The sequence below is a fragment of the Janthinobacterium sp. SUN100 genome (assembly GCF_030397705.1).
GTDB lineage: Bacteria > Pseudomonadota > Gammaproteobacteria > Burkholderiales > Burkholderiaceae_D > Janthinobacterium > Janthinobacterium kumbetense.
Genome location: NZ_JAPUBU010000001.1, coordinates 322,166 through 334,796, shown reverse-complemented (window position 1 = coordinate 334,796; position 12,631 = coordinate 322,166). Strand labels below are relative to the sequence as shown.

The window sequence follows — 12,631 nt, the reverse complement described above, 5'->3', positions numbered from 1 at the left end:
CGTCCAAAAAATAAACACTGTTGGTGCGAGAAAAGAAGACCCGACCCCTTGCGCCATCACTGGCGGCAAGACATGGGTCCAGCTTCACTCGCTCGCATATATCATCTGTAAAAGTACTGCAAACAGGACAATGGACCTGGTCTACCCGGCTGAGGGAAAACCCGCACCAGGCACCAAACAATCCGCCGCTTCCAGTACTGCGACAGGGCTCCGAGCGGCCAGCCTTGCTTCTAAGTAAATGCAGGGCCGGCCATCATTCGGTAAAGCGTGGCATTATAACAAAGGACTTCGGGAAAGTGGCTGGCTTTGCAGCGCGGCCACAGAGGATACCAGCGGCGGCGAACGAGTCGCCACAGCCTGGGGGTGCCCTGTCTTTACTCTTGCCCCGGCATTCTTTGTTTCGCCAGAGACAGGCTTTCCAGCCTGCTTCGTTCATTAGTATATGCGAACTGGCGCCCCGTCCGAAACAAAGAAATGCGCTCATAGCGAAGATTTCGGGCAAAAAACCTTTGATTTATCTCAATTTGGCCATTTTTCAGGCAAATCGCCGCCCATACCCCGCCCTATCCTGCCGTGCCGGACGAAAAATAGCGCGATGGAAGACGCATCCCATGACGAAAACACGGGAAGAACGGGAAGAAAAAACAGGAAGATGCCTGAACGAGGCTGAAGAACAACTTGATGGTGCTGCACGTCCGGGCTGGAACAACCCGGATTGGTGCGGATGGGGAGACTCGAACTCCCAAGCCGAAGCACTGGCTTCTAAGACCAGCGTGTCTACCAATTCCACCACATCCGCATTTTTTCACTACCAGCAACAGGCTGCCGCCGCGCAGACTGTCGTCTGCGCCTCCCTGATTTTAACAACTCGGGAGCGATCTGGCTACCGCGGACTCAACGAGCAAGCCCTCGGTAAAGCAAAGGCGGCATTCTACTGGATTTCCCAGAGGAATGCCGCCTTTTTTTGCCTATGCCCTGGCGCTGGCGGCTAGCCTTCTTTTGCGGTCGCTGGCGCCGGCTTCTTGACCCGGAACCAGGCCGCATACAGGGCCGGCAGGAACAGCAGGGTCAAGGCCGTCGCCAGGATCAGGCCACCCATGATGGCGACCGCCATCGGCCCCCAAAACACGGAGCGCGACAACGGAATCATGGCCAGCGCGGCGGCGGCGGCCGTCAGCACGATGGGACGGCAGCGGCGCACGGCCGAGTCGATGATGGCGTCCCATGGGGCCGAGCCATCGCGGATGTCTTGCTCGATCTGGTCGACAAGGATCACCGAGTTGCGGATGATCATGCCGAACAGCGCGATGACGCCCAGGTTGGCCACGAAGCCCAGCGGACGGTGCAGCAGCAGCAAGGCAAACGCGGCGCCCGCCACGCCCAGCGGCCCCGTCAGGAAGACCAGCAGGGAACGCGAGAAACTGTGCAGTTGCAGCATCAGCAAGGTGAAGATGATGAAGATGGCCAGCGGCAAGTTCGCCGAAATCGACGCTTCCGCTTCGCCGCTGTCGGCCGCCACACCCTTCACATTGATGCGGTAGCCGGCCGGCAACTTGGACCGCAAGGCGTCCAGCTGCGGCGCCAGCTGCGTCGACACGGTGGCGCCCTGGATGCCGTCGATCACGTCCGACTGCACCGTAATGGCCCATTCACGCTTGTCGCGCCAGACGACACCCGGTTCCCACACGAAATGCGCGCGGGCCAGCTGCGAGATGGGCACGGACTTGCCCGTCGCCGTCGGAATATTCGTGTCATTCAACACGGAAATCGTCGCCCGCTCTTCCAGTGGCTGGCGCACCTGGATATCGATCAGCTTATTGTCTTCGCGGAACTGGCCGATGACCGTGCCCGACAGGATCGTATTGGCCGCCTGCATCACCGTTTTCGACGTGACGCCCAGCGCCCTCATCTTGTCCTGGTCCAGGTCCAGGCGCAGCACTTTCACCGATTCATTCCAGTTGTCATTGACGCCCAAGGTGTTCGGATTGGCGCGCATGATGTCCTTGACCTGGTCGGCGATGGCGCGCACACCGGCCACTTCCGGTCCCGTGACGCGAAATTGCACGGGATACGGCACGGGCGGTCCGTTCGGCAACAGTTTGACGCGGCCCCGCACTTCCGGGAAATCTTTCTTGAAGACATCGACGATTTGCTGGCGCAAGCGTTCGCGGTCGGCCAGGCTCTTCGGCAAGACCACCACCTGCGACACGTTGGTCTGCGGGAAGATCTGATCCAGCGGCAAGTAGAAACGGGGGCTGCCCGTGCCGACATAGCTGGTGACGCTTTCCACGCCGTCGAGCTTGCCCACGAAGGCTTCAAATTTCTTCACCTGCTTTTCATTCGCGGCAAACGTCGTGCCTTCGGGCGACCACAGTTCCACCATCAGTTCGGGACGGCTGGAATCGGGGAAGAATTGCTTTTCAATAAAGTTAAAGCCGTAGATGCCCAGCGCAAAGATGGCCAGGGTGGCGGCAATCGTCGTCTTGCGCCATTCCACGCACCAGGTGACGGCGCGGCGGAAGCGGCGGAAGTTCGGCGTATCGAACAATTCATGGTCGTTGTGCGCGTGCGGTTTGACTTTCAGCAAGACATAGCCGATGTAGGGCGTGAAGACGACGGCCACCACCCACGAAATGATCAGGGCCAGCGCATTGACGGAGAACAAGGAGAACGTGTATTCGCCGGCGGCCGACTTGGCCAGGCCGATGGGCAAAAAGCCCGCCACCGTGATCAGGGTGCCCGTCAGCATGGGCATGGCCGTCGACGTATAGGCGAAGGTGGCCGCGTCGAAACGCGACATACCCTCTTCCATCTTGCGCACCATCATCTCGACGGCGATGATGGCGTCATCGACCAGCAAGCCCAGCGCGATGATCAGGGCGCCCAGCGAAATCTTGTGCAAGTCGATGTCGAGCAGGCGCATGAACAGGAAGGTGACGGCCAGCACCAGCGGGATGGTCAGCGCCACCACCAGGCCGGGACGCACGTCGATGCGCAGCGGTTTCGTGTGCAAGCCCAGCGCGACAAAGCTGACGGCCAGCACGATCAGAATCGCTTCGACCAGGGTGTGCACGAACTCGCCCACGGAGGCGGACACGGCTTCCGGCTGGTTCGACACGCGCTGCAGCTCTATGCCGACCGGCAATTCGCTCTTCATGCGCGCGACCGTTGCCTGCAAGGCCTTGCCCATGTCGATGATATTGCCGCCCTTTTCCATCGACACGCCCAGGCCGATCACTTCCTTGCCGTTGAAACGCATCTTGTCCTTCGGCGGATCGATGAGTTCACGTTTCACGGTAGCAAAATCACCGAGGCGGAAGGTGGTGCCGTTGGCGCGCAGTTCCAGGTTTTCCAGGTCCTTGACGGTCAGCATGGCGCCCGTCACGCGCACTTGCAGATTGTCCGTCGGCGTCACCAGCACGCCCGTGGCGTTGATGCTGTTCTGCGCGGACAGTTGCTGCACGATGGCGTCGAAAGGAATGCCCAGCTGGGCAAATTTCTTGTGAGAAAAGACAATATTGATCTTTTCATCCTGCACGCCGAACAGTTCCACCTTCGATACCTGCCCCACGGCCAGCAATTCCTGGCGTACCTTGTCCGCGTAATCCTTCATTTCCGCGTACGTAAAACCGTCGCCGGACAGGGCGAAGATGGAGCCATACGTGTCGCCGAACTCGTCATTGAAGAACGGGCCCACGACGCCGGCCGGCAAGGTGCCCTGGATGTCGCCGATCTTCTTGCGCACCTGGTACCAGGCGGCGGCCGTTTCCTTGGGCGGCGCCGATTCGCGCAGTTCCAGCAGGATCAGGGTTTCGCCCGGCTTCGAATAGCTGGTGATTTCGTCGATGTACGGCGTTTCCTGCAGCTTCTTTTCCAGCTTGTCCGTCACCTGCTCGGCCATCTGCAAGGCCGTGGCGCCGGGCCAGTACGCTTGCAGCACCATGGCGCGGAAAGTAAACGGAGGATCTTCATCCTGGCCCAGGCTGGCGTAGCTGAGCATGCCGCCGATCAGCAGCACGGCCATCAAGTAACGCGTCAGCGGGATGTGTTCGAGCGCCCAGCGCGACAGATTGAAGCCGCCCTTCATTTGGCCGCACCCACGCTGACGGCGGCGGCACCGGCGGCTGGCTTGCTGGCCAGTTCGGCGCCGAGGATGGTCACTTTCTGGCCCGGCTTGAGCAGGTTGACGCCGGCCGTGACCACGGTCTGGCCCGCTTTCACGCCCGAGGTCAGCAGCAGCTCATTGCCCGCCACGCCGCCCACCGTCACCGGCACCAGCTTCACGGCGCCGTTTTCCACCACCCACACGGAACTTTGCGATTTCTCATTGAACAGGGCCGTCAGCGGCACCTTGATCTGCGGCGTGGCCGTCTGCGAGGCGAACTGCACCACGGCCGTCATGCCCAGGCGCGCCTGCGGCGCGTCCGGGATGCTGACCTTGGCGATATAGGTGCGCGTGGCGGCATCGGCCACGGGCGACACTTCGCGTATCTTGCCCGGCAAGCCCTGCTTCGGGTCGGCCCACAGGCGCACCACCACATCCTTGACGCCGCGCAAGGTCTCGACCTTGTCTTCAGGAATGCCGATCACGACTTCCTTCTCGCCGCTCTTCGCCACTTGCACGACGGGCGCGCCGGGCGCCACCACCTGCCCCACTTCGGCCTCGATGCGCGTGACGACGCCATCGACGTCGGCCAGCAAGCTGGCATAGCCGGACTGGTTCGCCTGGCCTCGGTACAGGGCCAGGGCCGCTTCCACGTTCGCCTGCGCCGCCTTGTAGGTGGCGTCCTTGCCGTCAAGCACGGCCTGGCTGACGAAATTTTTCTCGCGCAAATCCTGGTAGCGCTTCAATTCCGCGCGCGCCAGGTCGCGGCTCGTTTCCGCGCTGACGAGCGACGCCTTGGCCTGCGCCTGCGACAGCTGCAAGTCGGCAGGGTCGAGCTGCATCAGCACTTGCCCCTTCCTGACGCTGGCGCCCACGTCCACCTTGCGCGCGACGATCTTGCCACCCACGCGGAAGCCCAGCTGCGATACGACACGGGGCACGACCTCGCCCGACAGCTCGGCACTCACGTCAACATTACTGCTAGACAATACGATCGCGCGCACGGGGCGCACGTCTTCCACTTTGACGGCAGGCTTGGAACAAGCCGCCAGGGTCAGCGCCAGGGCGGCGGCGGCAATCAGCCGCAGGGCGGGAAGTGCGGGAGCGCCGGTCTCGCGGCGCAGGGTTTTCAGGGCAAACAAGGTATTTTCCTTTACTATGCGGGCTGCAATATTTTTATGCGGAGAAACTTTTTGCTTGTCCTGTGGGCCAAGCCAAACTTTTTCGCACGCGATATCCTTAAATTTGTGACAATATCAGCTTGGTCATCGCGGGGAGCGATTTTCCCCTAATGACTTTCTGGTTATTAATTATAATCGTGCGTAAAAGTTTTTAGTGACTTTTGCGTCATTAATCTTGAGACGTACAACGTCCGGCCCCATTCCAGCGTGTGAGGGTGCCGGACAAACGCAAGACTAGAGAAGTGTGTTCATGCCTGTAGACCATTACGAAAATTTTCCTGTTGCATCATTTTTACTGCCGCGCCGCCTGGTGCCCGCCGTCGAAGCCATCTATGCCTTCGCCCGCAGCGCCGACGACCTGGCCGATGAGGGCGACGCCACGCCGGCCGAGCGCCTGGCGGCCCTGCACGCCTATGAAGAAGCACTGGGCCGCATGGACCGCCACGAAGGCCATGCCGGCGAGAACGCCGCCATGTTCGAGCGCCTGGCCGCCGTCATCGCCAAACACCAGCTGCCGCTGAAGCCGTTCTACGATCTGCTGTCGGCATTTAAACAGGATGTGGAAACGACGCGCTACGCCAGTTATGACGATGTGCTCGATTACTGCGCCCGCTCGGCCAACCCCGTGGGGCTGCTGATGCTGCACCTGTATGGCGCGGCCGATGAACAGAATGTACGCGATTCCAATGCGATATGTTCAGCTTTGCAACTAATTAATTTCTTGCAAGACGTTGCCATCGACCAGCAAAAAGAGCGCATCTACCTGCCGATGGAAGACTTGAGCCGCTTTGCCGTCTCCGCCGCCGCCTTCGAGCGGCCCGAAGCACACGGCAAGTGGAGCGCCCTGATGCGCTTCGAAGTGGCCCGCACGCGCGCCCTGATGCTGTCCGGCGCGCCGCTGGCCCTGCGCTTGCGCGGGCGCATCGGCTGGGAATTGCGCCTGGTGGTGCAAGGCGGCTTGCGCATCCTCGAATGCATCGAAGCCGTCAATTACGACGTGTTCCGGCGCCGTCCCAAGCTGGAGAAACGCGACTGGCTGATCATTTTCTGGCGCGCCCTGCGCATGTCGCGCAAAAGCTTGCATCAAGAGACACAAGTAAAAACGGCTTTTCCCCCGTCGCCCACTCTGTAAGACGATAGAATAGCGGCTTCGATCTGCAACCCTTGCTCTTTTGACTATGTCCCCCGACGAATACTGCCAACAAAAGGCCGCCCAGAGCGGCTCCAGCTTCTACTACAGCTTCCTGTTCCTGCCCGCCGAGCGCCGCAAGGCCATCACGGCCCTGTACGCCTTCTGCCGCGAAGTCGATGACACGGTCGATGAATGCACGGACGAAGCCGTGGCACGCACCAAGCTGGTCTGGTGGCGCAAGGAAGTCAAGGCCATGTACGAGGGCATCCCCACGCATCCCGTGATGCGCGCGCTGGAACCGCATCTGGCCGTGTATCAACTGGAAGAAAAGCATTTGCAGGCCATCATCGACGGCATGGAAATGGACTTGAACCAGACCCGCTACCTCGATTACCAGGCCATGAGCCGCTATTGCTGGCATGTGGCCAGCGTGGTGGGTATCTTGTCAGCCAGCATCTTTGGCGCGACCCGCCCGGAAACCCTGCTATACGCGGAAAAACTGGGCCATGCCTTCCAGCTGACCAACATCATCCGCGACGTGGGCGAAGATGCGCGCAAGGGGCGCATCTACCTGCCGATCAGCGAATTGCAGCAATTCAATGTGACGGCGGCCGACTTGCTGAACGCGCGCCACAGCGAAAACTTTGAAAACCTCATGCGTTTCCAGGTGGCGCGCGCGCAAAAGGCGTATGACGAAGCCTTCGCGCTGTTGCCGGCCGAGGATCGCCGCGCCCAGCGTCCGGGCCTGATCATGGCCGCCATCTACCGCACCCTGCTCAACGAAGTCGAGCGCGACGGCTACCACGTGCTGAAACAGCGCATCTCGCTCACGCCGATCCGCAAACTGTGGCTGGCCTGGAAGACCTGGGTTCGTGGCTAAGCCTATCGTGAAGCAACGCTACGCCGTCATCGGCGCCGGCTGGGCTGGCTGCGCGGCGGCCATGGAGCTGGCGCGCGCCGGTCACCCGGTGACCGTCTTCGAGGCGGCGCGCACCCTGGGCGGGCGCGCGCGCCGCGTCGAGAGAGAAAACACCGTGCTCGACAACGGCCAGCATATCTTGCTGGGTGCCTACACGGAAACCTTGCGCCTGATCAAACTGGCGGGCCAAGACCCGGACGAACTGATCCTTACGCTGCCCCTGCAGATGCGCTATCCGGCCGGCTCCGGGGGCATGGATTTCATCGCCCCCCGCCTGCCCGCGCCGCTGCACCTGGTCTGGGCCCTGCTGCGCGCCACGGGATTATTGCGCGCCGACAAACTGTCCCTGATGCGCTTTTCCACCGCCATGCGGACGATGGGCTGGCAACTGTACAACGATTGCACGGTCAACGAATTGCTGCAGCGCTTCGACCAGACGGACCGCCTGAACCGGCTGATGTGGCACCCGCTGTGCCTGGCCGCCCTGAATACCCCGCCCGAGCGCGCCTCGGCCCGCGTCTTCCTCAACGTGCTGCGCGACAGCCTGGGCGCCAGCCGCCGCCGCGCCTCCGACATGCTGGTCCCGAAGGCGGACCTGAGCAGTGTCTTGCCCGACGCGGCCGCCCGCTATGTGGAACAACATGGCGGCGCAGTGCGCACGGGCGCCAAGGTGGCCGCCCTGCAGGCGCTGCCCGACGGCCGCTGGCGACTCGATGACGGCGTCGACGATGGAGATATCTTTGACGGCGTCATCGTCGCCACTTCGTCCGTGCAAGCGGCCGGCCTGCTGCAAGGCTTGCAGGACGCGCGCCTCGATGACGTTATTACCAAAATGCAAGCCTTCACGCCGGAAGCGATCAGCACCTGCTACCTGCAATACGACGCCTCGGTGCGCCTGGACTTGCCGTTCTACGCCCTCGTCGATACGCCGGCGAACCGGCACTGGGGCCAGTTCGTCTTCGACCGGGGCCAACTCGACAGCAAACAGGCCGGCTTGCTGGCCGTCGTCATCAGCGCTTCCGGCCCTGCCGCCGAGCAAGGCCACGGGCCGCTGGCGCAAGCCATCGCGGCCCAGCTGGCGCAGGTCTTGCAGCGCCCTGCCCTGGCCCAGCCCCTGTGGACCCAGCTGATCACGGAAAAGCGCGCCACGTTTGCCTGCACGCCGGACCTGGCGCGTCCCGGCAACGCCAGCGGCGTGCCGGGCCTGCTGCTGGCCGGCGACTACACGGCGAATGACGACCGCACGCAAGACTATCCGGCCACCATCGAGGCGGCCGTGCGCAGCGGCGTGGCGGCCGCCAAGGTCGTCACCACGGGCAAAGCGGCAAAGTAGACTTGACGGTGCATCCTCCCCTGGCGTCGCTCGCCCCCGCGAAATTGCATTCTGTCGCACCGCGCTGGTGTGCTCGCGTGCGCTTGGGTACAGTCTGATCATCGACAACGGCCATGCCACGGGGAATACCATGCACACCACCTTGCACTTGAAAAACAGCTTGAAAGCCCTGGCGCTGCTGGCGGGTGTGGCGCTGGCCACCTTGATCGTCATGCAGGTACAGCAGGGGCCACAGGCACCGTTGCTGCTGAGCCAGGCAAGCATGTTGCTGCCGGCAGTGGGCTGAAGCGGCGGACAGGAAGAATATGATGAACAAGCAAGATTATCTCGACGCGCTGCGGCGCGCACTGGCGGGCTTGCCACCGGATCTGGTGGCCAAGACCCTCGATTATTACGAACAGACCTTCATCGAAGGCGCTGCGGCCGGCCGCAGCGAGCACGAAATCGCCGACGACCTGGGCGACCCGAAAAAAATCGCCCTCACCTTGCGCAGCAGCACCCATCGCCAGGCTTTCGAGCAAAAGAAAACGCCCGTCAACCTGCTGCGCCTGCTCGTCTCGCTGGTGGGACTGGCCATCTTCAACCTGTTCATGGTCGTGCCAGCCGCCGTCTACGCGGCCCTGCTGGCCACCCTGTACGCCGTCGGCCTGAGCTTTTACCTGGCCGGCATCGCCATCACGGCCAGCGGCTTGTCCGGCGCCAACGAACTGGTGCTCGACGGCCCCCTGCGCCACGTCTTCATCCATGACGATGACGGCGGCGAAGGCGGCGAACGGCGCGAAACGCGCATCACCATCGGCGACACGGGCATCGAAGTCGACCACGTGCCCGGTCCCGTCAAGGCCGAGTCCACACCCGAGGCACCGGGCGCCTCATCGCGCATGATGGAGCGGGCCGAAGCGCTGGCCGGCGGCGGCATCCGCATCTCCACCGACATGGACCGCGATGCGCGCACCACGCAAACCGTGTTTGGCGTGGGCATGCTGCTCGGCGGCATCGCCATCTTCCTGCTCAGTCTGGTCGTAACGCGCTATACCTTGATCGGCATCAAGCGCTACGTTGCCATGAATGTTTCCCTGCTCAAAGGTCACTAGAAAGGCTGCCATGAAACGCTTGCTCAAAGTTGGCCTGTCCATGCTCTTGCTGGCACTGGTCCTGATCGCCATGTCGTATGCGGCGCTGCGCGCCAAGGGAATCAGCAATCCCAGCAGCGCTGCCGGCCGCGCCGTGCGCAGCGAAACGCGCCCGATTTCCGCCGATATCACCAGCATCGACCTGGCCGGCCCCATCGACCTGGTGCTGCGCCGCGGCGCCACGCCATCGCTGAAGGTCAGCGGCGAACAGCGTTTGCTGTCGAACGTCGACACCACGCAGGATGGCACGACCATGCATATCGGCCCGAAAGGCATGCTGTTCCACCATCGCCAGCCGCTGCAGGTGGAACTGGTGCTGCCAGCCCTCGTGCGCGTCGAAGTCCACGGCAATGGCGACAGCAAGATCACGGGCTTTTCCGGCGACAGTTTCATCCTGGAATTAACAGGTTCCGGCGACGTCAGTTTCACGGGACGCTACAAGCAGGTACAAGCCACCGTCAACGGCAGTGGCGACCTCGACATCAATGCCGGCAACAGCGACAGCGTGGTGCTGGAAATGGTGGGCTCCGGGCGCATCGCCGCCAGCGGCAACACGAAATTCCTGCGCGCCGACCTCAGCGGTTCAGGCGACATCGATGCCGAGCACCTGGCCGCCGACAAGGCCAGCGTCAGCCTGCAAGGCTCGGGCACGAGCACCGTCTTCGTGCGCGACGCCGCCAACCTGACCGTGCGCGGCAGTGGCGACATCCACGTCCACGGCAACCCGCGCCAGCGCGAGACGCAGAAGAGCGGCTCGGGCGACATCATCTGGCACTGATGAGGACAACCGCTCACAATCGACTGCGCGGCGCGATTTGCAGCTGGCGCTGCTCGCTACGATGGTGAGCGGCGTCGTGGCGCCAACGATTCAATGCCGTTGTGATTTCAAGAATTCTCTTCCAGCCATGCCACGGCCTGCTCGCCGGCCGCCTTGCCTTGCGCCAGGCAGGCCGTCAGCAGGTAGCCGCCCGTCGGCGCTTCCCAGTCCAGCATTTCCCCCGCCAGGAACACGCCCGGCATGGCACACAGCATGCTGCCATCGATGCCTTCGAAGTCCACGCCGCCGGCGCTGCTGATGGCTTCATCGATGGGGCGCGGACGCTGCAAGGTGACTGGCAGCAGCTTGATGGCGGCGGCCAGCTTGGCTTCGTCGGCAAAGTCGGCCGCGCTCAGGCATTCGCGCAGCAAGCCCGATTTCACGCCCTTGATGCCCAGGCGGCTGTTCAGGTGGCTGGACATGGAGCGGGCGCCGCGCGGGCGCGTCACTTCTTCGAACACGCGTTCATGACTGTGGTCGGGCGCCAGGTCGAGCCAGATGGTGGTGCTGCCCTCGGCGGCGATCTGCTCGCGCAGCGCGGCCGACAGCGCGTAGATCAGGCTACCCTCGACGCCGCCCGCCGTGATGACGAACTGGCCCTGGCGCTTGATCGTCAAGCCATCGATGTCGCGCGCCGTGATGGCCACGGTGGTCAGCGGCTCGCCCGCATGACGGCTGCGGAAATACTCGCTCCAGTCCACGTCGAAGCCGCAATTGGCCGGCGCCAGGGGCGTCACGGCCACGCCGCGCCCTTGCAGCAGCGGCACCCAGGCGCCATCCGATCCCAGCCGCGCCCAGCTGCCGCCGCCCAGCGCCAGGATCACGGCGTCGAAAGCGAATAGCCGTTCGCCGTCCGGCGTGGCGAAGGCCAGCCGGCCGTCTTGCCAGCCCGTCCAGCGGTGGCGCATGTGAAATTGCACGCCTGCTTCGCGCAGGCGGTGCAGCCAGGCGCGCAGCAAGGGCGCCGCCTTCATGTCGGTCGGGAAGACGCGGTTCGAGGAGCCGACGAAGGTTTCCACGCCCAGACCGTGCACCCAGTCGCGCACCTTTTGCGGGCCGAACTGGTCCAGCGCCGGTTTCACCCGGTGCGCTTGCCTGGCGTAGCGCGAGACAAAGGCCTGGTAGCCTTCCGCATGCGTGATATTCATGCCGCCCCGCCCCGCCAGCAGGAATTTGCGGCCGACGGACGGCATGGCGTCGAACAGCTCCACCCTGGCTCCCTGGTCGGTGGCCGCCTGGGCGGCCATCAGGCCGGCGGGGCCGCCGCCGATGACGGCGATGTGAAACGGAGGGGAACTGGTTTGGGTCATGGCGAGCTGGAAAGACGGTGAAAACCCCGGCATTTTAGTCGAGATAAGGCCGGCGGATGGCAAGAAGGCCGAAAAATGATGCATACTGCGCGGACATGCTGCAGCGATCGGCACTTCGACTTCACGAGACAACGCGACGACAAGAGGAGAAACACATGGGCGCAGGATTCTGGATTTCCCGTTATTTGCTGGCCAGTTCGATTTTATTCATCATCCTGACGGTGGTCGAGTACAGCAAGGGCACCACCAGCCGCGCCGACATCCTCAGCGCGCTGGCCTGGTCGCTGGTGGCGTCAGCCATCTTCATCGGCTCGAAATACTGGCGCTACAAGAAAGCCATCGCCTGCGCCACCTGCGGCGATACCACGGCCAGCAAGCCGAAAACCAAGACGCCATGAAAAAACGGCCACTTCGATGAAGTGGCCGTTTCATTTGGCGCGCGGGATCAGCCGCCCGTCACGGGCGGGAAGAACGCCACTTCGTCGCCGTCGCCTGTCACGGTATCGGCATCGCACATCACCTGATTATGCGCCATGCGCAGCGCGCGTCCCTGCGCCAGCGCATATTCCCAGTTGCCGCCGCGGGCGATCAGCAGGGTTCGCACCTCGCCCACCGTCAGCGGCCCGGCCACTTCCAGCGCTTCCTGGCCCGTGCCCACCAGCTCGCGCACGCTGGCAAAAAATCGCAGATTGATCTTCATC

11 protein-coding genes and 1 tRNA gene are annotated in these 12,631 nt (G+C 63.0%); 7 read left to right on the top strand and 5 right to left on the bottom strand.

The window, feature by feature from the left end:
- Positions 1–716: 716 nt before the first annotated feature.
- The 3 genes from O0881_RS01290 to O0881_RS01280 all read right to left on the bottom strand — a co-directional run bounded on the left by O0881_RS01290 (position 717) and on the right by O0881_RS01280 (position 5,247).
- Positions 717–799: transfer RNA gene (locus O0881_RS01290), tRNA-Leu, on the bottom strand.
- Between the two features lie 189 nt (positions 800–988).
- A complete protein-coding gene (locus O0881_RS01285) occupies positions 989–4,087 on the bottom strand; it encodes an efflux RND transporter permease subunit (protein WP_289909737.1) in 3,099 nt (1,032 codons plus the stop codon).
- On the bottom strand, positions 4,084–5,247 hold the full coding sequence (locus tag O0881_RS01280; RefSeq protein WP_289909736.1) for an efflux RND transporter periplasmic adaptor subunit: 1,164 nt from the start codon (positions 5,245–5,247) through the stop codon (positions 4,084–4,086). The genes O0881_RS01285 and O0881_RS01280 overlap by 4 nt, the downstream gene beginning before the upstream one ends.
- A 289-nt stretch (positions 5,248–5,536) precedes the next feature.
- Between O0881_RS01280 and hpnC the strand changes: the two genes are divergently transcribed.
- From hpnC to O0881_RS01250, 6 genes are all read left to right on the top strand, one after another.
- Positions 5,537–6,418 (top strand): squalene synthase HpnC, encoded by an 882-nt coding sequence (hpnC, locus tag O0881_RS01275; RefSeq protein WP_289909733.1) that lies wholly within the window; start codon positions 5,537–5,539, stop codon positions 6,416–6,418.
- 46 nt (positions 6,419–6,464) lie between these two features.
- On the top strand, positions 6,465–7,298 hold the full coding sequence (gene hpnD / locus O0881_RS01270; protein ID WP_077403957.1) for a presqualene diphosphate synthase HpnD: 834 nt from the start codon (positions 6,465–6,467) through the stop codon (positions 7,296–7,298).
- Positions 7,291–8,670, top strand: a complete 1,380-nt coding sequence (hpnE, locus tag O0881_RS01265; RefSeq protein WP_289909732.1) for a hydroxysqualene dehydroxylase HpnE — start codon at positions 7,291–7,293, stop codon at positions 8,668–8,670. Before hpnD ends, hpnE begins: the two co-directional genes overlap by 8 nt.
- Before the next feature lie 130 nt (positions 8,671–8,800).
- Positions 8,801–8,956 (top strand): hypothetical protein, encoded by a 156-nt coding sequence (locus O0881_RS01260; RefSeq protein ID WP_289909730.1) that lies wholly within the window; start codon positions 8,801–8,803, stop codon positions 8,954–8,956.
- 19 nt (positions 8,957–8,975) lie between these two features.
- On the top strand, positions 8,976–9,764 hold the full coding sequence (locus O0881_RS01255; RefSeq protein WP_289898080.1) for a DUF1700 domain-containing protein: 789 nt from the start codon (positions 8,976–8,978) through the stop codon (positions 9,762–9,764).
- 10 nt (positions 9,765–9,774) lie between these two features.
- Positions 9,775–10,581, top strand: coding sequence for a head GIN domain-containing protein (locus tag O0881_RS01250; protein ID WP_289909729.1), 807 nt, complete (start codon positions 9,775–9,777; stop codon positions 10,579–10,581).
- 107 nt (positions 10,582–10,688) lie between these two features.
- On the opposite strand, the gene O0881_RS01245 is transcribed toward O0881_RS01250, so the two are convergent.
- On the bottom strand, positions 10,689–11,930 hold the full coding sequence (locus O0881_RS01245) for a TIGR03862 family flavoprotein (protein WP_289909727.1): 1,242 nt from the start codon (positions 11,928–11,930) through the stop codon (positions 10,689–10,691).
- Between the two features lie 155 nt (positions 11,931–12,085).
- Here O0881_RS01245 and O0881_RS01240 point away from each other — a divergent pair, with 155 nt between their 5' ends.
- A complete protein-coding gene (locus tag O0881_RS01240; protein ID WP_289898082.1) occupies positions 12,086–12,328 on the top strand; it encodes a hypothetical protein in 243 nt (80 codons plus the stop codon).
- Between the two features lie 47 nt (positions 12,329–12,375).
- Here the strand turns inward: O0881_RS01240 and moaD are convergent, their stop codons facing one another.
- On the bottom strand, positions 12,376–12,630 hold the full coding sequence (gene moaD / locus O0881_RS01235) for a molybdopterin converting factor subunit 1 (RefSeq protein WP_289909725.1): 255 nt from the start codon (positions 12,628–12,630) through the stop codon (positions 12,376–12,378).
- Position 12,631: the final 1 nt, after the last annotated feature.

Coding starts and splice junctions, on each gene's coding strand:
- O0881_RS01255 (WP_289898080.1), top strand. CDS start 8,976: ATGATGAACAAGCAAGATTATCTCGACGCGCTGCGGCGCGCACTGGCG.
- O0881_RS01245 (WP_289909727.1), bottom strand. CDS start 11,930: ATGACCCAAACCAGTTCCCCTCCGTTTCACATCGCCGTCATCGGCGGC.
- O0881_RS01240 (WP_289898082.1), top strand. CDS start 12,086: ATGGGCGCAGGATTCTGGATTTCCCGTTATTTGCTGGCCAGTTCGATT.
- O0881_RS01250 (WP_289909729.1), top strand. CDS start 9,775: ATGAAACGCTTGCTCAAAGTTGGCCTGTCCATGCTCTTGCTGGCACTG.
- O0881_RS01260 (WP_289909730.1), top strand. CDS start 8,801: ATGCACACCACCTTGCACTTGAAAAACAGCTTGAAAGCCCTGGCGCTG.
- hpnC (WP_289909733.1), top strand. CDS start 5,537: ATGCCTGTAGACCATTACGAAAATTTTCCTGTTGCATCATTTTTACTG.
- hpnD (WP_077403957.1), top strand. CDS start 6,465: ATGTCCCCCGACGAATACTGCCAACAAAAGGCCGCCCAGAGCGGCTCC.
- O0881_RS01285 (WP_289909737.1), bottom strand. CDS start 4,087: ATGAAGGGCGGCTTCAATCTGTCGCGCTGGGCGCTCGAACACATCCCG.
- moaD (WP_289909725.1), bottom strand. CDS start 12,630: ATGAAGATCAATCTGCGATTTTTTGCCAGCGTGCGCGAGCTGGTGGGC.